This window comes from Butyricimonas sp. BSD2780061689_150309_C8, assembly GCF_015560935.1.
GTDB lineage: Bacteria > Bacteroidota > Bacteroidia > Bacteroidales > Marinifilaceae > Butyricimonas > Butyricimonas paravirosa.
In genome coordinates this window covers 1-23,933 of sequence record NZ_JADMSV010000014.1, presented here as the reverse complement: position 1 = coordinate 23,933, position 23,933 = coordinate 1, and the positions used below count along the sequence as shown (strand labels likewise).

Genomic DNA, 23,933 nt, shown 5'->3' with positions numbered 1-23,933 from the left:
AAACGGGAAGTCCGTTAAACTTCCCATTTGCAACCTTTCTCATGGTACGAGAAAAATGTTTTAATTTATTACAATTCAAAATTATGAAAAAAACGCGATTTGTTCAAAGGTTTTTCTACCTATTTTCTTGCCTTATTGTCTGGTCAGGAATGACGGTGAGCGCACAGGAGCAGGAACGGCGATTTGACTTGAAGATGCAAGATGCGGAATTGAGTCAGGTTATTGAGAGGTTACGTGAAATAAGTGATCAGACTTTTGCCTTTCATCTTGATGATTTGAAGCCGTATGTTGGGATGAGTTTTGACTTGAAGCAAAAAACGATCACGGAGATTCTGAATGAATGTTTGAAAAAGACAGATTTAGCTTGGCGTCGAGTAGATGATACGATTATTATCTATAAACAAGCGACTAAGTCTGGTATGAGTTCTGTCGTTATCAAGGGATTTATTCGGGATAAGGAGAAGAATCCGATTATCGGGGCAACGATCCAGTTGGTTGGAACAACCGTGGGAATGGCTTCTGATGTGAATGGATGGTTTGCAATCGAATTGCCGGTATTGAAAGGAACATTAGAATTTTCCTTTGTAGGATACAAGAGCAAACAGGTTCACTTCACGGAAAAAACGGATACACTCCATGTGGTATTGGAAGAAGATATCGAGGCTTTGGAAGAAGTTGTGGTAACCGGTTATCAGGTAATAAAGGAAAAAGGGATGGCCGGGGCTTACGCGAAGGTGAAAGCGGAGGATTTAATCATGACGGGGAATGAAACGGTGGAGCAGATGTTGCAGGGAAAGTTACCGGGTGTAATGGTTACCAACACGAGTGGGTTGACAGGAACCCGTCAGAAAGTACGAGTGCGTGGAACTTCTACATTGGTGGGTAATGCCGATCCGGTATGGGTAGTGGATGGTATTATTCAGGAAGATAACCTACCTTTTGAGGCGAGTGCTTTGGCTGCGATTAGCGATGATAATTTGGATATGATGAAAGATTTTATCGGGGGTGCGATTTCGTGGTTGAATCCCAATGATATTGAGGATATTACCGTGCTGAAAGATGCTTCTGCAACTGCGATCTATGGAGTAAAGGCTGCGAATGGTGTTATTTTGATTACCACGAAGAAGGGAGAAAGAGGACGGATGTCGGTGAATTATTCCGGAAATTTTTCTTTGAGTTCTCGTTTGAACTATGATAAGATGGAGATCATGAATTCAAAAGAGCGGGTGGAACTTTCCCGTGAGGCTTTTGAGCGGGGAGCAAGAATTTCGGATGAAACTGTTGGATATACGGGGCTGGCTTTGGCGTATGCACGTCGGGAAATTAGCCTGGATGAATTTCATGCGGGAGTAAAAAAGTTGGAAACCGTAAATACGGATTGGTTTGATATTCTTTACCGGACGCCTTTTTCTCAATCCCATTCTGTAAGTTTTTCGGGTGGAGATGATCGGACGACTTACCGGGCTTCTTTCGGGTATCGTAATCAACAGAATACAGCCAAAGGAAATGGACAAGTTGGATATACGGGAAATTTAAATTTGAGTGCTATATTTTGGAATAAACTCACCATCAATGGTTCTTTGTCCGGTAGTCATACGGAAACAGAGGCTTTTGCTTCTGGGGTGGATCCGTATTCTTATGCGATTAACACGAGTCGGGTGATAGCCTGTTATGATGGGGATGATTTATTTTACTATGACAAGAATGGGTACAATTACAATATATTGAACGAATTGTCAAATTCAGGAAACGAGAATACGGCAAAAAGTTTGAACTTGAATTTGAGTGCCCGATGGTTGCTGACCGAGAGTTTAACCTTATCAGCTACTTTAGGAGGGGCTACGAGTTCCTCTTTTGGGAAAACTTGGTTCGCTGAGCAGTCTCATAATATTTCATCTATTCGTGGGTATGAATATGGAGAATATAGTGTATTGGATGATGAGTATAAACAATCACCCCTTCCTTACGGAGGTATGCTGACGGTTACGGAAAGTCGTAATTTTAATTATACCGCCAGATTGCAAGCCGAGTACGTGAAATTATTCAATGGAGTTCATTCCGTTAATTTCGTGGCCGGTTTGGAGACTCGGAGTAATAAATATGACGGATTTTCGCAAACGAACTGGGGATATATGCCTGATCGTGGAGAGAGTTTCACGGATGTACCTTTAAACTACGGGATTAATTCTAATATAGAGAATAAAAAGTATGCCCGGACCGTTCCTAAAGTGACGAATCAAATAGCGAACTACGTGTCGTATTATGTCACGGGTAGCTATATGTATGATAACCGTTATTCAATAAACCTTTCACTCCGTGGGGATGCTTCCAATCGTTTTGGAGACTCCGGAAAATTCCAGACGGTGTGGTCAGCTGGACTTCGTTGGAACGTGACAGATGAACCTTGGATGCAAAATCAGAATTTAGTGAATAATCTTTCATTCACGGCAAGTTTCGGTTATCAAGGAAACGTGATTGAGAACATTAGTCCGGACTTTATAGCTAAAATCGAAGCCATCGACTCAAATACGGGAGAATATGTCATGAGTTGGAGTCAGCTTCCTAATCCTGATTTAAAGCCTGAGAAAACGTTATCCGTGAATTTGGGTGCTAATTTCGCTTTGTTTAAGAGTAAATTGAATGGTACATTTAACTGGTATTATAAGAAAACGACAGATGTCATCACGCAAGCGAAAGTTCCTTATGAAAACGGAACGACGAGTATGAATTTGAATGATGGTCACGTGAAGAATGAGGGATGGGATTTGACGTTGAGCGTGGTGCCTGTTCGTACGAAAGATTTTATGTGGAGTTTGGGAACCAGTTTTTCCGGAAATAATAATAAGGTAAACTCTAATTTGGAAACCAATGGCTCTTGGGAGAATGCCGTATCCGGGGCTTTGAACAAAGAAGGTTATCCGGTGGGAAGTTTCTGGGCGTTTAAATTTACGGGTCTGAACCCGAACAATGGAGCTCCCCAGTTTGATTTCTCTCGGGCAAATACAACGACGGCTGAAAAGGATGCTTCGGAATACATGGTTTACATGGGGACACGCGAACCGACATTTACCTTGGGGATTAACATGGTTTTCCGTTGGAAACGTTTCTCATTCCCCTTGAATTTCTATATCAGTAGAGGAAATTATGAATTCTTGGATTCCCCTTACGAAAACGGGTATATGATGTTAAGTGAATATCAGAATGCCTCTACTCAATTAAAGGATCGTTGGCGGAAACCGGGAGACGAGAAACACACGGATATCCCGTCGATTCCCGTGGGAGATAACTGTCGTCCGTTACGTCCGTTTGTAAATTCTGATGATACGATTTATCCTTTGGAAGCGTGGGCCTATTCTAATGTTCGGGTGGTGAACGCGTGGTATATTCGTTTCAATGATTTTCAATTTTCCTATAACTTGCCGGATAAATGGATTAAAGGGTTTGCGAAAAGCGTGACATTATCTTTTTCAGCCACAAATCCCCTACAAATTAAAAGTAAAGATTTTAAAGGACGGGATCCGGAAGTTGCCTTGGGACAACAACCTCGTTCTCAAGATTTTTCGCTTGGTGTGAAATTGAGTTTTTAATACTGAAAAAGAAATTGTTATGAAAGGAAAAATATGTTCATTAATATCAGTTTTGTTTCTTACAGGATGTAGTGACTTTCTGGAGGAAAGAAGCCAGGATGAGGTTCGCCCTTCTATGGTAAATGATTTAGAGCAGATTCTATTGGGAGACGGGTACCAGGAGAGTAATTTTTATTATGCCACGGAGATTTTTACCGATAACGTGGAGAGTGTGGGGGCACAGAGTGCGGCAGAGAAATCACAACATGATAGGGAAAAATGGCTGTATATGTGGCGTGATAATATGTTTGACGAAGATGGCGGAGGATATGATGCGAGATTTTGGGAAGCGCCTTATTCCAGCATCTTGGGGTGTAATTTAGTATTGGATTACCTGGATGATATGAAGGGGGACGATGATATGCGGGAAAGTATAAGGGGAGAGGCCTTGACCTTAAGGGCATGGTATTATCTTCATTTAGTGAACTTTTTCGGAATAGCCTACAATCAGGGAAATCCGGAAGTGGACTTGGGAGTTCCATTGAAATTGGATGCCACGGTAACGGGAGATTTTTTTGCTCGTAACACGGTGAAAGAAGTGTACGAACAGATTGAAAAAGATTTGTTGGAAGGAAATCGTTTGTTAAGCACTTACGCGTATAAACGCAACTTTTTCAGAATAGATCATTTAGCCGCGAAGGCAATTCTATCACGGATGTATTTGTATATGGAAAACTGGGACAAAGCCTTGGCCTATGCTGATTCCGTGTTGATGGTTAAACCGGATTTATTCGATTTGAATTCCATTTCATTGAGTAGACCTAACTCTTCGACTGCAAGCGTGTATTCAACAGAAACTCCGGATGAAATCATTTGGGGACGGGAATACGACCGTGGCTTTGAAGTGCCTGGTGCATCTTTACCGCCATTCAGCATTTCTTCGGACTTGGGTGGCTTGTATGTGAAAGGCGAATGGGCAAATTTAGTGGGCCGTACGGTGGAAGATTTGCGGGCTCTTTATTTTTATTGGAAGATCGATATCATGGGAAATAGAGCTTGGAAACGTATCGGGATCACGAAAGGTAAAGGTGATCTTGGTGGGTTCCAAGGAATACGGACGGCAGAATTATATTTGAACCGGGCAGAAGCTTATGCTCAAAAGTTTATCATTGAGGGTAATGATGCCTATCGAGAGGCTGCGTTAGCTGATTTGAATACACTACGGAAAAATCGTTTCAATAAAGAATTTTACAAAGAAATAGATGTGGTTGATAAAGAAGAGTTGTTGGATTATTGTTTGACCGAGAGACGTCGGGAATTGTGTGGGGAAACCAACCATCGCTGGTGTGACTTGCGGCGTTACGGGAAAACGGTGAAACACGTGTTGGTGGAGAGTGAATTGCAGGAATTCGAGCAAGATATGAGCCTTTTTGCTCTACCGATACCGGAAGATGTGTTAAAACAGAATCCAAACTTGAAACAAAACTAAGACGTGAAATTTTAATTCAGAATTTGTATGAAAATGAAATATATGATATCCATTATTCTAGGACTAGTGTTCTGGATGGGATGTAGTGATGATGAAAATTTAAGTCCGTCTGATGTGCCTGAATACGAGATAACTTTGCCTCAAGGAGAACATGAATATGATGATCGTATTGTAAATTGGTTTGATCGTACAGGCGTGTATCTCCTTTATAAATTCAATCCGGCAGATGCCTATTTTAATGTAGATCAGACATGGGCAGAAGCATACAGGGATACAAGTCTCGTGTATACTTGGTATACGTTTGGAGAGGGGGATTACGTGGAAAATAACACGGCCTACGTGGATGGCGTGGCTTATGAATTGGGAATCTCTTTTAAGACGGATGGTTCTTGGTTCGAATATTCAATTGTGGATGGGAAGTTGCTGGAGGTAGAGGCTAGCTTTAAGAATAGCGGGACTTTTAGTGTGCAAGAAGCTGATGAGGCATACGTGGGGGATCAATTGGCATTACTCGAGGAATTGTTCCTGAATTTTTATCCGGACAGCATCCTGCATAATTATATGCCGCTGAAAGTGCTTTTGGGACGTGAATTGAAAAGGTCTGCGGGTACAGATTTATCCTATACAAGCGTTTTTAATAATTTGATTTTGAGCCATGGGGATGAATCAATCACGACGTTAACGGTAGAAAAGAAAAAAGAATTGAAGGTTGATCTGCATATGTGGTTCATTAATGAACGGTTAAAGGAGAAACTTTCTTTTGATGAATTTTTTGAGGCTGCAGATTATTCGTGGGTAGGAGGTTCTTATTCTGATCGACCCGCTAAAAATGAGTGCTATGGACTTGGTTTTGTCGTTTGGCCGAGCAGTTATATAAATCTTGACATTGTTCAAGATGAGGATTTGAGCGCGTATTTAGAAATGATTATTGGGAATTCGTACGAAACGTTGACGGCAGAACCTGAGAATGGAGATTATAATGCCAATGACTACACGGGGATACTTCATCTCAAGAAAGATGTGAACGAGAAAATCAAAGAGAGGTATGATATTTTAATCCAAGAATTTAAACGGTTGGGTGTAGACTTACAGGCAATCGGGAATAGGGTAGTAAAGAATTAAGATAGTAAATAAATAACGTAGTATGGAAAATCCAGTTGTAAAAGTAGAACATTTATATCATCGTTATTCGACACAATGGGCGATTGAAGATATTAATCTTGAAATTGAGGGTGCGGGAGTTGTCGGTTTGTTGGGATCTAACGGAGCGGGGAAATCAACAACGATGAACATTATTTGTGGTGTGTTGAAACAGACAAAAGGTAAAGTGTATATTAATGGCGTGGACACGTTAAAAAATCCGGAAGTAGCACGTGGGTATATTGGTTTCTTACCACAAAAACCCCCTTTGTATCCGGACTTAACGGTGAACGAGTATTTAAACTTTTGTGCGGAAATCCACTGGATGGAGCGTAAAAGCATTAAGGCCGCTGTTAAAAGAGTGGAAGAACGTTGTGGCGTTTACCACATGAAAGATAGGTTGTTACGTAACCTTTCCGGGGGATACCAGCAGCGGGTTGGTATTGCACAAGCCATTTTACATGATCCGAAATTTGTGGTATTGGATGAACCGACGAATGGATTGGATCCGAATCAGATACTAGAGGTTCGTCAGTTAATCCAGAATATTGCAGAGGATCGTACCGTGTTGCTTTCGACTCATATTCTGTCCGAGGTGCAAGCAGCTTGTTCATCTATTAAAATGATCGAACATGGGCATGTTGTTTTTTCTGGGACCGTGGAGGAGTTTGATAATTATATCGAACCTAATACCGTTTATGCGAGATTTGATCTTCCCCCGACGATTGATGAGTTAGTTGCTCTTCCCGGGATAAGAAGAGCCGAGTTCTCGGATGACCACGGGGTGCGTTTATCATATGATGGAGACCGCGATACGATTAAAAATATGATTCGGGAGAGTGTGTCTAGAGGTTGGGAGATGACGGAAGTTAAAACAGAAAAAACTTCAATGGAAGCGATATTTGCAAAATTGTCAGGAAAGTAATTTAAATCAGATATAGTATGAGAGCAATATACAAGATAGCTCGTTTGGAGTTATCGAACCTTTTTTATTCGCCAGTAGCTTGGCTTTTACTTATTCTTTTCGTGTTTGTGACCGGTATGGGCTTTGCCGAAGTGTTGGAAAGATTGGCCCGACAGCAAGAACTTAGTAGTAACGGTTTGTATGCGATCTCCAAAAAATTATTTTATTTTACCTCAGGGGGCCTTTGGCTTAAAGTCACGAAATTCTTCTATTTATTGATGCCTTTGTTAACCATGGGATTGGTTAGCCAGGAGTTTAACCGCGGGTCAATAAAATTATTATTCTCGGCACCGATTACGGGTCGACATATCGTGTTGGGTAAATATTTGGGAGTTATGCTCTATGGATTGATCATGACGGGGATCTTGTTGGTCTATGTGATCATTGCCGGGAGTATGGTGGAATCTTTTGAATGGGCTACCGTGCTGACCGGATTGTTAGGGCTGTACCTGTTGTTCGGTCTTTACGCTGCTATCGGTCTCTTCATGTCTAGTTTAACGGCCTATCCTATTGTGGCTGCAATCGGAATGTTTGCTTTGTTGACCGTGTTGGAGTTGATTTCTGGGATATGGCAAGAATATGCTTTTGTACGTGAAATAACTTACTGGCTTTCCCTTGGTGGACGGACGAATACTTTTATCGCGGGTATGATTTGTAGCGAGGATGTCTTCTATTTTGTTATCATGAGTGCCATGTTCTTGGGATTTGCAATATTGAAATTGCAATTGTGTCGGGAGAGCTGTTCTTTCATGGGAAAATTGGGACGTTACATGGGAATTTTCATCGTGGCATTGTTATTGGGGTATATTACTTCCCGTCCGATGATGAAATGGTATTATGATGCCACATACACGAAAGATAATACATTAACCCAAGCGAGTCAGGACATCGTTTCAAAATTGGATGGTGGTTTGAAAATGACGACTTATGTGAACTTGTTTGGTAGTATTCATAACATGACGACGAAAGAAATTAAGGATGATCTTGCCCGTTATGATCGTTATGTGCGTTTTAAACCGGAAACGAAGATGGATTACGTGTTCTATTATCATGTAGACACGACTACTGATATTTTCAAAAAGCGCTATCCGGGGAAAACATTGAAACAAGCCGCGAAGGATGAAGCTAAATTGCAAAATACCCGATTAAGCAAGTACTTAACTCCGGAAGAAATTGATGCTAAAATCGATTTGAGTGATGAAGGATATCGTTTTGTGACTTTATTGGAACGAGAAGATGGAAAGAAAGCGTTCATCCGGGTTTATAATGATATGTGGCGTTTACCGAGCGAAGCTGAAATATCGGCAGCATTAAAACGCTTTGCGATGAAATTACCTCGTGTGGGTTTCTTGTCTGACCATGACGCTCGTTCAATCGTGGGGTCTCGAAATAGGGATCACTCTTATATGGTAGCGGCCAAAACTTTTAGAAATTCATTGATTAATCAAGGGTTTGATGTGGTGGATGTGAACTTGGGACGTGATAGAGGAGTACTGGATAGTTTGGATATATTGGTTGTTTCAGAACCATTGGAACCGTTTACGACGGAAGAAATTGAGATGTTGTCTCGTTACATTGAAGAGGGTAAAAATTTGGTTTTAGCCGGAAAGCCCAAGACATACACCTATTTAGATCCTTTAATGGATTTGCTAGGATTGCGTTTTGAACCGGGAGTGTTAGTTCAACGGCAAATAGAAGAATACCCGTCTAATTTGGTATTGAGTCGGGTCACCGAATCCGCTAAAGATATATCTCGTTATTGGGAGATCCTCTATGGATACACGAGCCGTGCGTTCCGCCCCTTGTCCTTGGTTATGCCGGGAGCCGCTGCAATTGCACAAGAGAGTGACAAGGGATTCCAGTTAATTCCGTTATTGGAAACTAGAGACTCTTCCGGTTGGAATGAATTAGAGACGATTGATTTTCTCAATGATACGGTTCGTTTGAATTCTTCTATCGGAGAGGTGGCAGGAAAGCGAATGACGATGGTTGGTTTGGAACGGGAAAAAGCCGGAAATCAGCAAAGAATTATCGTGTTAGGAGATGCAGATTGTTTCAGTATGGGTGAGTTGGCTACGACCCGTCGGGGAGTACAATCAGGAAATGGTCATCTCGTCATGTCAATGTTCGATTGGTTGTCTAACGGGGAATTGCCGGTAGATGTTTCCCGTCCTAGAAATATAGATAATAAATTGGCTTTAAGTATGGCTGGTGGAGCTACGATAAAAACGGTGTTGCAATGGATACTCCCATCGTTGTTACTCATTTTGGGTGTTATCGTTTTGTTTAGGAGAAAAGGAAAATAGAACTGGATAAATAATAATTTCCTTGGTGCTAGATTGATTGATAGATTGTAATGAATGAGTTCGGTATTGTACCGAACTCATTTTTCTACAAGTTTCAAGCTATAATTTAAACCCGTCTCGCTCTTTTCGAATTTGTTGTTTAATAGAGTGAGGGTCTTTTCGTCTTCACGCAAGAAGTTGAAAATGTCTTTCCCGTTATCTGCAACCAATTGCCATACAATAGCATCGTTATTAGTAGCATCTCCACGTTGTGTGAATCTTTTCCCCTTGTAATTAAAAATGGCATCTTTCCCGTTTTCCGCTTCGATATAAGTCATCGTTAACGTGAATGTCCCATCGCCACTATGTTCTTGATTTTGTATCGTTAAGGAATAACGAATGCCTGGACAAGAAGCTGCGGGCAAGATCCCCTCGTAAGTTCTTGTTTGTAATGCTCCCAATGCTTGATTTTTGTACACGATGAGCTTTGTTGCGGACATTCCTGTCGTGTATTTCCCTTTATAAAAAATCTCGGCGGTGTCGTTTAACAGCAACCCGTTGACTTGACTTTTATCGGCATCTAGTGTGCTGAAAGATAAGGTGTCCTTGTTTGCTGTTACGATGGAAATCGTGTTCATTGTGGCATCACACACGATGCCTTTTGTCTGGTGTTCTTTTGAGGCAGGAGAGCAACAGGCCATTGTCAGGGCTGCCAGAATGATGGATGTATTTTTCATGTATGTTGTTTTTGATTCAATCGAGCAAATTTTATACCAATGATGTCATGTGAACAATTAGAATGTATGACCGAGAAGATGGCTATATACACTGATATATATACGTTTAATTTATCTATGAGTTTCTTATATATTTTGTTTTACTTCGTATAAATTAGATTTATAGCAATTCCGAATGAATTAAATGATAGAGGCTAGATTTGTAAGAAAATAATAAGAATAATAACCAAAGTGCATCATTTTTAGTTGATTACTACTTGATGAATACCATCATGAACCTTATAGATACCTTATAGAAACCTTATATGAACCTTATATACAATAAGGTTCATACAAGATAATAAAAATGTATATTAAATGCTATATTACCTATTGCTCCGGAATTCATCAATTATTCATTCTTAATTTCGGTATAAACTGGGTAACTGTAGGAATAGTCTTTCCTTTGATATTAAAATAAGTGATTTTACAATTGTTTTTGAGAAGAAAATTCCATTAGAATAATTTGTTTCAAAGAGAGGAGAAGAACTTTGGTTGCTACTTGGAAAAATGATAGAGTAGAGAATTGATTTCTCAATGAATTTAGAATGTATGATGTTCTATCCTCAAAAAAAAGAATTTAATTCATGCATTATTTTGGGCAACTATTTCAATCATAGGAAGGAGATATTTTTTATTTGGTCCAATCTGATATGTAGGTATCTGATTTTTTTTACTTTTGTACGTGGTTATGTATGTTTTAGAATGGAAATGAAAGATGTAATACGGGCATTGCGTGTTGGAAACAAACAAGTTTTCGAGCAGGTTTTCGAGGAATATTCCCAGGTGATGTTCTTTACCGCAATGGGATTGGTCGGGGATAAAGAAGTTGCGGAGAATGCCGTTCAAGACACTTTTTTATATCTTTGGGAACATAGGAAGAGACTTGATGAAAATGGGTCATTAGTGGGATTCCTGCATATAAGGCTGAAGCATTATGCATTGAATTATTTGCGCCATGAAAAAATAAAGGTTGCGAATCAGGAGGGTATTATCCGAGAATTGGAATTTTTAAATGAGGACGAAGAGGATTTTGCGCCTCTGTTGGAGGAAATTCGTTGTCAGATAGAGGTATTACCAGAGAATTGCCGAAAAATTTTTGTGATGGCTGTGGTGGAGGGAATGAGCTATGTTGATACAGCACGTGCATTGGATGTATCTGTAAATACGGTAAAATCTCAAGTTAAAATTGCTTATCGTAAGATAAAAGAAGGTGTTGGACATCGTATGAGTGCAATGAATTTATTGATATTGCTCTCTCTTTTAGATGAAAAATTATTTTAATTATTTTTTTTGAAAAATCTTTTCACCCTTTGGGGAGTATCGTGTGTATATGTAGCGAAAAGTTAGTTAAGCTATGTATAGAGATGAATTATTTGAAAAGGTATGGAAGACACTTTTCTCTGATAAAAAGGATCAGGTTGATTGTTCTGATCCTGAAATTAGAGGGATAATCAGGTGGATGAAAAGAACTTTGACAACCACGGAACCTGATTATAAGAGTATGTGGAAAAAGTTGCAGGTCGAGCAGCAAAGGCGTAGATTAAAATTGTTTGTTCGTTGGAGTGCTGCCGTGATTTTGCCTGTATTAGTGTTGTCTGTGTCTTATCTATGGAGGAATGAAGAACCTTCATTAACCTCTGTGCGCTTAGCTGAAAATGCTCCTGAGGGAGTTCGGTTGATACTTTCTGATAGCTCGGTTGTTAGTTTACAGGCTAGACAACATTTTGAGATTGTTGATGATGAGCGCATGAATGTACGGCAGGACAGGGGAACAAGATTGGTTTATAAGGAACGAAGTGTTAGTGATACTGTGGTGCGTTATAATACCTTGGAAGTTCCAGCAATGGCTGATTATCAGATACAATTATCAGACGGAACAATTGTTTATATGAATGCGAAAAGTCGATTGCATTATCCTGTCGCTTTCTATGGAGAGGAAAGAAAGGTGTATCTTGAAGGAGAAGCGTATTTTGAGGTTACTAAGGATAGCTTACATCCTTTTGTTGTTCAAGCTAGTAATGTAACTGTGCGCGTGTTAGGAACGTCTTTTAATGTGAATGCTTATCCGGATAGCGAAAAGATGACAACCACGCTGGAGGAGGGGAAGGTGCAAGTTGTTTATGGTGGAACGGAAAATATATTAACACCGGGAAAGCAGTTGATTTGTAAGCAGAGTACTAATGAGATCGAAATGCGTGAGGTTGATACGGAACAGTTTACTTCTTGGAAAGATGGTTATTATGTGTTTTATAAAGAGACGTTGGAAAATATCATGGAACGTTTAGTTCATTGGTATGGAGTGGAGGTTTCTTATCAAAATGAAGAATTGCGGAAGATCGAGTTTGTTGGGCGTTTGCATCGTTATGAACGAATTGATTATTTGTTAAAACGTATGGCAGATACTCAAAATGTGGAATTTGTAATTAATGGAAATGTTGTAGAGGTTAAAAATAAAACAGATTGAAGATACTGCAAATCTCCAACCTGTTGTTTTAGAATATACTTTTCATTGCGTTGACCTCGAATGAATAGTATAAAGTGTCTAATATTTATTACAAAATTATGAAAAAAAATGAGAAGCTACGCTTGTTTTTAAAGGGTATTTTGTGGCATGAAAGGTTAATGTTTGTAAACCTATTGCCGTTTTTTCTTTTGGGTTTATGCATGATGTTACAAGTGAACGTGCAAGCTCAGACTGTAAAGGTTTCAGTAGATTTCAAAGATAAGACTTTGAATGAAGTGTTGGTGACATTGAGTAGGGTGTCGAAGTGTGATATCTTTTATGGATTTGAGTTAGTGCAGTCGAAAGGGCAAAAAGTGACTTTGAAGGCAGAAAATCGGGAACTAGGGAGTATTTTAAAAGAGTTGTTACCAGCTTATGATTTGTATCACACGTATGACGGGCATGTGGTTGTTATTCGAGAGAAAGCGATTAACACGAGTAAAATTCCAGAACGGGTTCGTATTCATGGTGTTGTTATGGATGAAAAAAAGGTTCCCATTCCGGGTGTTACCGTGCGTTTGAAAGGAGCAAGTGCGGGTACGGCTACAGATAAGGATGGAAAGTTTTTGTTCATCTATAAGCAGAGTAAAGATATTGTTTTGATCTTTTCTTTTATCGGGATGAAGACTCAAGAGGTGAAGTACACGGGGCAAGATACGATGCGAGTTATTTTGCGTGAAGATCTTATGGAGATGGATGAGGTGGTTATTACTGGTTATCAAACTATTGATAAAAGGCATTTGACAAGTGCCGTAACTTCTTTGAAAGCGGAGAATATTAAAGTTTCCGGAATGAATTCGATAGACCAGATGTTGGAAGGTAATGTACCGGGAATGATTTTTATGCAAAATTCCGGTCAAGTGGGGGCTGTACCCAAGTTACGTATTCGTGGTTCGTCCACGGTATTGGGTAATCGTGAACCGTTGTGGGTAATTGACGGGGTTGTTCAGTATGACCCTGTGGCTGTTGATCCTTCGCAATTGAATGACCCAGATTTCGTAAATTTGTTGGGTAACGCTATTTCAGGATTGAATCCGGAGGACATTGAGCAGATTGATGTGTTGAAGGATGCTTCGGCTACTGCGCTTTATGGGGTGAAAGCGGCTAATGGTGTGATTGTGATTACGACGAAAAAAGGACGGGTGGGACCTCCGTCTGTGGGATATTCATTGACAACTTCTTTTCAACGTCGTCCTTATTATTCCGACCGGGATGTGAACGTGATGAATTCTGCAGAACGAATTGAGTTTTCCCGGGAGTTGATGCGTAATTTGGTGGATTACCCGATGATTGATACTTGGGTGGGATACGAAGCGGCTACCCGAGATTATTATAATGGGGATCTTTCTTTCACAGAGTATCAGAAAGAGGTGAGTAATTATGAAAAAATGAATACGGATTGGTTCGGAATTCTTACGCGTAATACTTTTTCTCATAATCATACATTGAGTATTTCCGGGGGAAGTCAGAATATGCGTTACTATACTTCCGTGGGATATAGTGATATGGGAGGAGTGATTAAAGGAGAAAGTAATCAGCGCTACACGGCTAATATTAAATTGAATATCAATCATGAACGCTTTTCGATGCAGTTTGGGTTAAATGGGAATTTTGGTATCCGGAAGTATATTCCCTCGGAGATAGGAGTGTTGAATTATGCTTACGAAATGAGCCGCGCTGTACCTCTTTACAATGAAGACGGGTCGTTACTTTTTTACCAAAAATCAGATGTTAATTCTGAAGACGGGAAAAATTTTTACCGATATAATGTGTTGAATGAGATTAATAATTCGGATTATAATCACGAGTCAAGCCAAATGGGGTTTAATGCCAACTTGAATTACAATTTTACCCGTTCGTTAAAAGCGAATGTCACTTTCTCTTATTCACTTTCCTATTCCGAGCAAGAAAATTATTATAGTGGAAATTCATTTTATGCTTCCACTTTACGAGGAGCTGAAATAGGGCAGGAAGTGGCTTACAAAAGTAAATTGCCTTCTGGGGGCGAATTGAAAGAGATCCGAGAACGAGGGAATAATTATATGTTGAGAGGACAGTTGGATTATAATAAAATCTTGGATAAAGAACAGAAACATAATATTGGCGCTAGTTTTGGGGCGGAGATTAATTCCAGTCACCGACGGGGTAATTCCCGAACTATTCGGGGATACGTGCCTGAACGTGGATTGCTGATCAATCCCGTGGATTATAAAAAATACACGGCTTACGTAACTTGGCTTACGACAGACCCATCGGCATTGGGGGTGCGTACAGATGAATTGACGAATACTGCAGGAGTGTATTTCTCGGCTTTCTATAATTATAAGAATTTGTATTCTTTCAATTTCAATACTCGTATGGATGCTTCCAATAAATTCGGAGAGCAGAGTAATGACAAGATGCTGCCCGTGTGGTCTGTGTCTGGTAGATGGAATATTGCTGAAGATTTATTCTCGAATGTTGCATGGGTCAACGATTTGAACATGAGGGCTTCTTTCGGTTATCAGGGGAATATGCTGGGGATAGGTCCAGAATTAGTAATTGAGAAGGGAGAATTGAATCCTAACCATAATAAATATGGCTCTACTGTTTTCAATTATCCGAATCCCAACTTGAAGTGGGAGAAAACGTTGTCTGTGAATGGGCAGGTGGATTTCGCCTTTTTCCGCAATCGTCTGGTTGGGTCGGTAAGTTATTTTTACAAGCATACGACGGATGCTTATATAAGTAAGAGTGTCTCGGAGGTGAATGGTGTTTCGACTTATACGGTGAATCAAGGAGAATTGACGAATTCGGGATTAGAGTTTAGCTTTAATCTTAATCCGATTGTTCCCAAGGTATCAATAAATGGACAGGCGGATGGTTTCCGCTGGAGTATTGATCCTCAGTTGGGATCCGTTGTAAATAAATTAGTGAATAAATTGAAAAACAACCGGGAGAAAGTGTTGAAGGATGATGTCAAGTATAGTGACTATTTGAAAGGAACTGTTGAGATTCCGGGAGAGCCGTTAAATACGTTTTACTCGTACAAGTTTACCGGTTTGAGCCCGGAAAACGGTTTGCCAATGTTTGCGAATTGTGATGAGTTTACAGCCAATGGCGTGGATAATAAAATACGTTTCGAGGGGATGGGTAAAGAAGAGGTTTTCCGCGAAATCATGGTGAAGTCAGGACGGCGTGAACCTTTTCTTCAAGGATCTGTTGTGAATACGTTTTCGTACAAAGGGTTCGTGCTTAATTTTAAGTTGGATTATAGTATTGGGTCTAAAGTACGGTTGTTACGTCTTTACGACAATGTGGTAAAGCGATATGGTACGATTGCCCCGCAGCCGCACGTGAATGTACGTAAGGAATTTGCCAATCGCTGGCGAAACCCGGGAGATGAGCGATACACGAATATGCCGGGGATCGTGAGTGGTTCGGAGTTTGCGAGAACTATGATACCATGGTGGAAGGGACAATCATATGCTTTTGCTGATAATATCTGGCAGATGTATGACGATTCCGATATGCGGGTGGTAAGTGGAAATTACTTAAAACTGACGAACATTTCTTTGCGATATAATATTCCGGTGCAATGGTTAAAGAAATGTTATATGAAGTCTGCTTATGTGAGTTTGACGGGAGTAAATCTCTTTACACTTTGCCATAAGGATTTGAAGGGACAGGATCCGAATCAGTCCGGAACTTCTCCGCGTATTAATTTGTCGTTACGTCCTACCTACTCGTTGACTTTAAATGTTTCATTCTAAAATGTATTAAGATGAAAAATTGCTTCTATTTGTTTTTGATATTTATGGTGCTTTCTAGTTGTGGTGATTTTTTGGAAGAACGTTCAGAGGGAAAGGCCTATGTCACTTCTTGTGCTGATTTGGAAGAGCTACTGGTGGGAGAGGGTTATTGGAATTGGGAGAATCAACAAGATGTGTTGGATATGAAAAATTTGCCTTTCCTGCACTTGATGGATGACGATACAGAGATGTGTTTACTCGGTAATGCTCATAGTTATTACGAGAAGCTTCAAGCTATTTATAGTTGGGAAAGACTACCTTTTAATGAAAAAGGTAATCCTTTTCCGGATGAAGCTTGGAAACATTTTTATCATACGATTAGTGTAGCAAATGTGGTGCTTGATAAGCTACCGGAGTTTTCGAATGAATCGCTTGAGTTACGTGAACGGATTGAAGGGGAGGCTCTTTTTATTCGGGCATGGAACTATTATTACTTGATTAATCTTTATGCTAAGCCGTATTCGAAGACAACGGCCTCGATGGATCCCGGGGTACCCGTGAAGCTCGATCCAATGATTGAGGATGTCTTTTTTTCTCGTCAATCGGTAGATAGCGTTTATTCGTTGATTGTGTCGGATTTAGAAAAGGCTGTAGTATTGTTGGATGGGGGGGTGGAAGAGACGATCTATCAAGCGAGTGAAGCTGCCGTGCATGCGCTGTTAGGACGGATCTATCTGTATATGGGAGAGTATGAATTGGCTCTTGTACATTTGGAGGATCCTGTTTTTACTTCTTATGCTTTAGTTGATTTATCAAGTGCTTCACTTTCTTCTTCTAGTATGGAGATGGAGGTTATTCACTCTCAGATGGTAGATGGTGGTTTGGTGTCAAAATTGTCAGTTGATTTTCAGGTATCCGAAGAGTTATATTACGATATGTATGATCCTGAAGATCAAAGAGGAAAATTTTTCTTCTCTTCGGCATATTATGGAAATCGTATATGTGGAAAATCAGTTCCTTCCGTGGGAGCTTTGCGGGTGGCAGAGCTTTTCCTAAATCGGGCGGAGGCTTATGCTATGTTAGAGGGACAAGAGGAGAAGGCTGTTGAGAATTTGAGAGCCTTACGTTCCAAGCGTTATGTAGAAGGGACGAGTTTGGAAATTATGGATTCTTTTAAAGGGTTGACAGGAAAGGAATTGGTTGATTTTATCCGGCAGGAACGTCGTCGAGAACTTTGTTTTGAAGGACATCGCTGGTTTGATTTGCGACGTTATGCAGTGTCTCCGAAATACCCGGAAAGTAAAATGATTCGTCATAATATCTATGGGGAGGGTGCTTCCGCTAGTGAGCAGGTTTTGTTGGGATATTATATTCTTGATACCTATGATAAAGATAACGGTTGGGTATTGCCTATTCCGGATTATGCAATAGAGTTTAATGACGGAGCTTTAGAAAATAATGAACGGGAGGATCGCACATTTTTTGAGCTGTAAGTGTTTGTCTTAAAAATAAGAAGATGATGAAAAGATTTTTATACATGAGTTTTGTTTGCCTGATATTGATGGCGTGCAACAAGGATGAAAATGAGGAGGGGAAAGTTAGTTATGCCGATGTGGATTGGTATGCGATTGAGGATTCCGATGACCCGTTGGATCATTTGATTTACACGTGTTATGATGAATATGGAGTTGCCATATTTTACGAGGATACAATTGGTCGTGTACAAACAGGCACGAGCTTTGATGGGACACCTCGTATGCATTACGAGGTATTAGATGTCAATTACATGATTACCACGAAGAATGATCAGAACTCTTATACAGAGAGTAGGGATCGCGAAGCATTGATGAAAACAGTGGAGTTTCTTAAAACTGATGTATTACCTCGTCTACCGGAATCTGTACAACCGAGGTGTTATTTTTTGACAGATTCGTGTATTACTTACCGGAAAACGTATATTACCAGAGTTGCTGGAAAAATTATAGAAGGTTGTGATGATTTTGCTTGGAGAGCGTTGGCTACAACGATGATCGGACGCGTGGGACGTATGGAGAATGAGTTACCCTCCGTATGGGCAAAATATGCGGGCGAGATTTTAGCTGCAGATGTAACATTGAAACTGGTGAATCATTATGCTTTTGAATTGCAGGAGTTTTATGATTTATCAGAAAATGTTCATGTGCCAGAAGTATTATCTGGATCTAGCAAGAAAACGATATATGGCCAACGGATGAACCGAAGTAATAGAGATTACCCTTTCCAGCATTGGAATTTGTATGGTTTTTTGAATTTTTCGGAGGTGTATAATCCGGATAATCAAGATGCGGATCGGAAAGGATATACAGCTCCACTACAGACGGATGATCTTCGGGCGTTTGTGACCGCTTATTATCAGTATACGGAGGAGGAGTTCAAGGCATTGTATACAGATTATGAGGTGATTCTAGCTAAGTATGATGTGATAAAAAAAATAGTAGAGAAATTGTAATTGAAAGTGATGGAATCGTTTTTAGAGACAGTATTTTATTGTCTCTTGGGATGTTATTGTTGTAAAAAAAATCAAAATCAAGAAAATTATGAGGAAAATTAAATTAATTGTATTTGTTTTTGGGCTTATCGGGTTATGTACTCCGGTAAGGGCCCAGGAGAAATTTTTAGAGATGATAAAGGATGAGATGAATAAGGAATTTGCAGAATTGCAAAAAGAGAAACATGCACCTTATTATATGAATTTTCGGGCCGTGGATGAACGGCGGACATTTGTAATGTCTACCTTTGGAGCTATTATGCAATCCGTGAAAAATCATCGCCGCTATCTTGTGCCCCAGGTACGTATCGGAAGTCCCGAATATGATAATTTTACGACACGTGAAATGGGATCGGGGGCTGGACGTGGAGGTCCATCCGTAGCTCAACTTTCTTTGAATGGAGAGTCTGGCGAGGCGGCTGATCGAAATGCTATCTGGTATGAGACAGAAAGTCGTTATAAGGTTGCTGTAAGTGCTTTGCAGCAGGCGTTGGGGAACGAGCAAATGTTTTTGCAGATTAGTGATAAATCTCCGAGTCTTTCTAAAACAAAAATTGAAAAATATTATGAGCCTCAGTTACCGGCAGAAAAGTTAACGATAGACCGAGAGGCTTGGGGAAAACGTTTGAATGAGATTTCCTCTGAATTTAAGAAATACCCGGAGATTATAGAGGGGTCGGCACATATCGAGTATAATGTTTTGCGTACTTATTTTATCAGTACAGAAGGAGCAGAGATCGTGCATAATTTGCCATATGCCCGAATTATGGTACAGGCTTCGACGATGGCTGATGACGGGATGCGTTTGCCTTTGCATCTTTCTTATTTTGCTTATGACCCGGATAATTTACCGAGTAATGATTCGATTATGAAGGATGTGAATGTTATTGCGAAGAAGTTGATCGCTTTGCGTACGGCACCGACGGTGGATCCATTTTCGGGGCCAGCTTTAATGTCTGGAGCAGCTAGTGGCGTTTTCTTCCATGAAATTTTCGGGCATCGTACGGAAGGGCAGCGGATGAAGAAGGATGTGGACGGGCAGACTTTCAAGGATATGATAGGAAAACTTGTGTTACCAGAAGGAATGAGTGTTGCAGATGATCCGACATTGAGATATTGTGCGGGAACAGAATTGAATGGTTATTATAAATATGATGAACAGGGAGTCAAAGCAGAACGAGTAGATGTGGTAATTGATGGTAAGATGAATGATTTTTTGATGACACGTACTGCTTTGGAAGGACATGCTAGAAGTAATGGGCACGGTCGCGCCGTGGGTGGTTTTGATCCGGTCTCTCGTCAGTCGAACCTGATTATCTCGATAAAAGATCCAAGGACAGAGAAAGAGTTACGTGCTCTTTTGATTGAAGAAATCAAAAAACAGGACAAGGAGTTCGGTTTTTATTTCAAAGAAGTATCTGGAGGATTTACTCAAACAGGAAGGATGGCGATAAATTCGTTTAATGTTACCCCGTTGGAGGTGTATCGCGTGTATGCAGACGGTCGTCCTGACGAGCTAGTGCGCGGATTAGATATGATTGGCACACCTTTGGCGATGTTTTCAAATATCGTGGCTGCGGGAGGTCAGGTAGAGGTGTTTACTGGTATGTGTGGTGCTGAATCGGGCTCAATCCCCGTGACGGCAGTTTCCCCATGTATTTTAGTGAACCGGATTGAGGTACAGCGTGTAATGAATTACAAGGCAATTCCTCCTATTTTGGAAAGACCGTGATAAGGTATGACGTGTATAAATAAAATAAAGAAATATTATGAAAGCATATATTTGGAGTTTATTGGTACTGCTGTTGATGGGCAGTATAAATGTGTGGGCACAAGGAGATGATGATGCGGTTATCTTCAAGGCTATGGAAGATGAGATGAATCGTGGAATGAAGGAGTTGAAACAGGCGGATAGTAAGCCTATCTGTTGTATAGGAGTAAATGCGGTATATGGTCGCACTTTTATGGTACGTGGTATTTTAGGGGGAATTATTCAATCGGATATAATTCCAGTGTCTTACGGTTCCGTGAATGTATTAGCCGGGGATTATAACTTTACCAGTCAGATCAAGTACCCGAATGAGTTGGAACGGCATCAACTATTCAGCTTGCCTGTTGTTCCAGATTATGAACAGATTCGCCGTGGGATCTGGGGAGCAATGGATGCAACATATAAAAATGCGCAAAAGCAAATTTACCGTAAGCAGGCATATTTTGATAATATCATTATACCGGAGGAAGAGAAAAAGATTATACCGTTCCCGAAGATTGAACCTGTTAGCCGTATTGTAGAACCTCGTGATGAGTATAGTATAGATCAGGCTTATTGGGAAAACTATATCAAGGAGTTGAGTGGTATATTTAAAAATTATAAAGATGTTATATTTTCTTCTATTTATGTCATGGGGAAGGATTTGGAGATTTACCAAATGAATACGGAGGGGATAAAGGTAAAACAGCCAGTGAGGTTTGTCTATCTTTTTTGTAATGCTTCAATACGTGATGCCGAGGGGGTATCAAGTAATTATCAGTTGACAGAATCTGCTATTTGTCCTCAAGATATGCCTTCATTGGATGAGATGAAGAAAAAAGTAACCGATATGGCGGAGACTTTGGTGAAAATGAAGAATGCACCGAAATTTGAAGGTGATTATACAGGGCCGGTATTATATTTGGATGATGCTTGTCAAACTTTTCTACTGGGAGGGGATTTATTTGGGGTATCTTCTCGTTATGTGGCAGCAAGAAAAACGGAAGATCCTGGTTTGTACTCGCAATACAAGCCGACGTTGGAAAATAAAATCGGTCAGTCTGTGACTCATACGGCATTAACGGTGAAAAACTATTCGTCCATGTATGATTATAAAGGTTTTAAACTTATGGGAGCTTACGAGGTTGATGCCGAAGGTATTATACCCGAAAAGGAAATGACTTTGATAGAGAAAGGGGTTTTAAAACAACCGTTGAGTAGTCGGACGCGTTCTGTTTATACAGAGAAATCGACGGGAAGTATGCGTTGGACCGGTAATGGTAGTTCAATCGTTTGCCCGGGAACATTACACGTGAGTGCAGATAAAGGATATTCTCAAGAGGAATTGAAAAAAATGTTGATTAAAGAAGCTAAAAAACAAAAGTTAAATTGTGCTTATATTGTAAGAGGAAATTCTGGAGCCTATTTTGAAGAGATTTATCGTGTGAATTTGAAAACAGGGGAGGAAACGTTGGTTTTTGCCGCCCAAACACCCCGGGAGAGCTGGGGATGGATGGGAAGTGCTATGGCTTTTTCTGAAGAGGAAGGTATAGTCAATATTCCGGCATTTGAATTACCTGTTTCTCTGATTTATCCCAATGGCGTTCTTTTTAAGAAAGCGAAAATTAGCGAGATAAAAGAAAAAGAGAAACCAATGATATTGACGCGTCCGCTGGATCGGTGAGTGTATAATTATTTATTTTTATACGGGATTTGCCGGTAATAATGGCCGGCAATCCGTTTTTATATGAGTTGTCTAAAAATGTAAGTTTATTTTTATGAGATTAATTATTTTTTTATTCTTAGTATTTTTTTGTTTCAGTGCTTGTTCTGTGAAGCAAGATGCTCTTCGGGTGGCAGGTCTATATGATAAGGGTACTCAATTGGATGTCTATCTTGTAGCACGAGATGGTGTAAATAAAGATACTTTGAGTAAAGGGGAGGTTTTGGATGGATTTTTTTCTCTTTCAGCAAAAATGGGTTCGAAACATCCTGTTTCTGTGGAGATATGTCAAAAAAAAACAGGACGTAATATGGGACGTCTAGAACTTCCAAGGGGAGAAGGAAGTTATTTAGTATACTTAAATCAGGATTCCCGATTGAACTGGCAACAAGAAGGAGATTTGTTATACGAGGATATGGATTCCTATTATCAGAATCATTTACGGTTGGATACTATTTCTCGAAATTTACGGAATGCTAGTGCTAAAACTAATAAGCAAACACATGATTCATTGGCAAAGGAACTTGTAAAGGAGATAGAAAGTTATATGGCTAATGAGCAGAATCTGATGAAGCGTAATGCGGCATCCTATGTTTCTGCAATGGTATTACAGGGGAAATTAAATTATTTTATATCAGGGGGGCACGTGAAACACTTTAGTTTGCAACGAAGTATGGATCGGGATAAATATTCCCTTCAAGAGTGGGAATGGTTGATGAGTTATTATAGATATATGCTTAATGATTCGCTAAAAAATTGGTTAAAAGAGAGGTATTTTTTTGTCCGTTTGGGAAAGATGAGTGCGGATATGCAAGTGATGCAGGTAAATCGCATGATGGATATTGGACATTTGGCACCTAATTTTTCAATGACTGATTTGAATGGCAATGTGTTTAAGATGCATGATATAAAAGCGAAGGTGAAATTTCTTGATTTCTGGTCATCTTGGTGTGGAAAATGTCGGGCGGATATGCCTGAAGTGATGCAATATTATAACGAGTTTCGAGATCAGGGATTTGAAGTGCTTGCTGTTTCTGTTGATTATATAGAAAAAAGTTGGAAGGAGGCAATTAAAATGGATAAATTGGATTTTAAATATCATGGGCTTTTTAATCGTAGCCTGCTAAGTTATCTTTATGGGGTGGCAGCTCTTCCGGCGACTTATTTGTTAGATGAACATAACAATATTATTGGAAAAAATCTTCATGGACAAGAATTACGGGAAGCAATTCGTGAAAATTTGAAATGAGATGGATGTTGAAGTGATTGACCGCTAGTACTCGTCATCTTCACCACCTCGAATGAATCGAGGATCGCCCGGGGTAAGATTAAATCTAGAAGTTCTTTCGTCGTCGTTATTTTGATTAAATATGCGAAGATAATATATTTGAATCCTCTCGATAGTGTTTCAAAAAGTGTGTATTTTCCTTCTTTTCTCATGCATGCAAAATTATAAATAGTTCAATAAAATAATCT

At 39.9% G+C, this 23,933-nt stretch carries 14 protein-coding genes; 13 read left to right on the top strand and 1 reads right to left on the bottom strand.

Translation table 11 applies throughout. The features are described from left to right. Positions 1-83: 83 nt before the first annotated feature. Genes I2I33_RS11605 through I2I33_RS11585 form a run of 5 tightly spaced genes read left to right on the top strand, consistent with a single transcriptional unit; the run spans position 84 to position 9,465 of the window. On the top strand, positions 84-3,587 hold the full coding sequence (locus I2I33_RS11605; RefSeq protein ID WP_162613842.1) for a SusC/RagA family TonB-linked outer membrane protein: 3,504 nt from the start codon (positions 84-86) through the stop codon (positions 3,585-3,587). A 19-nt stretch (positions 3,588-3,606) separates the two neighbouring features. Beyond that, positions 3,607-5,055, top strand: a complete 1,449-nt coding sequence (locus tag I2I33_RS11600; protein ID WP_087421984.1) for a RagB/SusD family nutrient uptake outer membrane protein — start codon at positions 3,607-3,609, stop codon at positions 5,053-5,055. A gap of 27 nt (positions 5,056-5,082) precedes the next feature. After that, the gene (locus I2I33_RS11595) at positions 5,083-6,177 is read left to right on the top strand and encodes a hypothetical protein (RefSeq protein ID WP_087421983.1); all 1,095 of its coding nucleotides are present in this window, start codon (positions 5,083-5,085) and stop codon (positions 6,175-6,177) included. 22 nt (positions 6,178-6,199) lie between these two features. Further along, on the top strand, positions 6,200-7,120 hold the full coding sequence (locus I2I33_RS11590) for an ABC transporter ATP-binding protein (protein ID WP_087421982.1): 921 nt from the start codon (positions 6,200-6,202) through the stop codon (positions 7,118-7,120). Between the two features lie 17 nt (positions 7,121-7,137). Further along, entirely contained in the window at positions 7,138-9,465 is a 2,328-nt protein-coding gene (locus tag I2I33_RS11585) for a Gldg family protein (protein WP_087421981.1), read from the top strand. 77 nt (positions 9,466-9,542) lie between these two features. On the opposite strand, the gene I2I33_RS11580 is transcribed toward I2I33_RS11585, so the two are convergent. Continuing rightward, a complete protein-coding gene (locus I2I33_RS11580) occupies positions 9,543-10,181 on the bottom strand; it encodes a copper resistance protein NlpE N-terminal domain-containing protein (RefSeq protein WP_087421980.1) in 639 nt (212 codons plus the stop codon). A gap of 744 nt (positions 10,182-10,925) precedes the next feature. On the opposite strand from I2I33_RS11580, the gene I2I33_RS11575 reads away from it, so the two are divergent. From I2I33_RS11575 to I2I33_RS11540, 8 genes are all read left to right on the top strand, one after another. Beyond that, positions 10,926-11,504 (top strand): RNA polymerase sigma-70 factor, encoded by a 579-nt coding sequence (locus I2I33_RS11575; RefSeq protein ID WP_162613841.1) that lies wholly within the window; start codon positions 10,926-10,928, stop codon positions 11,502-11,504. Positions 11,505-11,577: 73 nt separating this feature from the next. Next, positions 11,578-12,687: a FecR family protein gene (locus tag I2I33_RS11570; protein WP_087421978.1), complete on the top strand. Its 1,110-nt coding sequence runs from the start codon at positions 11,578-11,580 to the stop codon at positions 12,685-12,687. 98 nt (positions 12,688-12,785) lie between these two features. Next, a complete protein-coding gene (locus I2I33_RS11565) occupies positions 12,786-16,478 on the top strand; it encodes a SusC/RagA family TonB-linked outer membrane protein (protein ID WP_087421977.1) in 3,693 nt (1,230 codons plus the stop codon). A gap of 11 nt (positions 16,479-16,489) precedes the next feature. Further along, a complete protein-coding gene (locus I2I33_RS11560) occupies positions 16,490-17,950 on the top strand; it encodes a RagB/SusD family nutrient uptake outer membrane protein (protein ID WP_087421976.1) in 1,461 nt (486 codons plus the stop codon). A 26-nt stretch (positions 17,951-17,976) separates the two neighbouring features. Beyond that, entirely contained in the window at positions 17,977-18,945 is a 969-nt protein-coding gene (locus I2I33_RS11555; RefSeq protein WP_140402612.1) for a hypothetical protein, read from the top strand. A gap of 88 nt (positions 18,946-19,033) precedes the next feature. After that, a complete protein-coding gene (locus I2I33_RS11550) occupies positions 19,034-20,716 on the top strand; it encodes a metallopeptidase TldD-related protein (RefSeq protein WP_087421974.1) in 1,683 nt (560 codons plus the stop codon). 37 nt (positions 20,717-20,753) lie between these two features. Further along, the gene (locus I2I33_RS11545; RefSeq protein ID WP_087421973.1) at positions 20,754-22,418 is read left to right on the top strand and encodes a metallopeptidase TldD-related protein; all 1,665 of its coding nucleotides are present in this window, start codon (positions 20,754-20,756) and stop codon (positions 22,416-22,418) included. A gap of 94 nt (positions 22,419-22,512) precedes the next feature. Continuing rightward, positions 22,513-23,706: a TlpA family protein disulfide reductase gene (locus I2I33_RS11540; RefSeq protein ID WP_087421972.1), complete on the top strand. Its 1,194-nt coding sequence runs from the start codon at positions 22,513-22,515 to the stop codon at positions 23,704-23,706. Positions 23,707-23,933 lie beyond the last annotated feature (227 nt).

Excerpts from the sequence above, each read along its gene's own strand:
- I2I33_RS11605 (WP_162613842.1), top strand. The coding sequence starts at position 84 with ATGAAAAAAACGCGATTTGTTCAAAGGTTTTTCTACCTATTTTCTTGC.
- I2I33_RS11600 (WP_087421984.1), top strand. The coding sequence starts at position 3,607 with ATGAAAGGAAAAATATGTTCATTAATATCAGTTTTGTTTCTTACAGGA.
- I2I33_RS11595 (WP_087421983.1), top strand. The coding sequence starts at position 5,083 with ATGAAAATGAAATATATGATATCCATTATTCTAGGACTAGTGTTCTGG.
- I2I33_RS11590 (WP_087421982.1), top strand. The coding sequence starts at position 6,200 with ATGGAAAATCCAGTTGTAAAAGTAGAACATTTATATCATCGTTATTCG.
- I2I33_RS11585 (WP_087421981.1), top strand. The coding sequence starts at position 7,138 with ATGAGAGCAATATACAAGATAGCTCGTTTGGAGTTATCGAACCTTTTT.
- I2I33_RS11580 (WP_087421980.1), bottom strand. The coding sequence starts at position 10,181 with ATGAAAAATACATCCATCATTCTGGCAGCCCTGACAATGGCCTGTTGC.
- I2I33_RS11575 (WP_162613841.1), top strand. The coding sequence starts at position 10,926 with ATGGAAATGAAAGATGTAATACGGGCATTGCGTGTTGGAAACAAACAA.
- I2I33_RS11570 (WP_087421978.1), top strand. The coding sequence starts at position 11,578 with ATGTATAGAGATGAATTATTTGAAAAGGTATGGAAGACACTTTTCTCT.
- I2I33_RS11565 (WP_087421977.1), top strand. The coding sequence starts at position 12,786 with ATGAAAAAAAATGAGAAGCTACGCTTGTTTTTAAAGGGTATTTTGTGG.
- I2I33_RS11560 (WP_087421976.1), top strand. The coding sequence starts at position 16,490 with ATGAAAAATTGCTTCTATTTGTTTTTGATATTTATGGTGCTTTCTAGT.
- I2I33_RS11555 (WP_140402612.1), top strand. The coding sequence starts at position 17,977 with ATGAAAAGATTTTTATACATGAGTTTTGTTTGCCTGATATTGATGGCG.
- I2I33_RS11550 (WP_087421974.1), top strand. The coding sequence starts at position 19,034 with ATGAGGAAAATTAAATTAATTGTATTTGTTTTTGGGCTTATCGGGTTA.
- I2I33_RS11545 (WP_087421973.1), top strand. The coding sequence starts at position 20,754 with ATGAAAGCATATATTTGGAGTTTATTGGTACTGCTGTTGATGGGCAGT.
- I2I33_RS11540 (WP_087421972.1), top strand. The coding sequence starts at position 22,513 with ATGAGATTAATTATTTTTTTATTCTTAGTATTTTTTTGTTTCAGTGCT.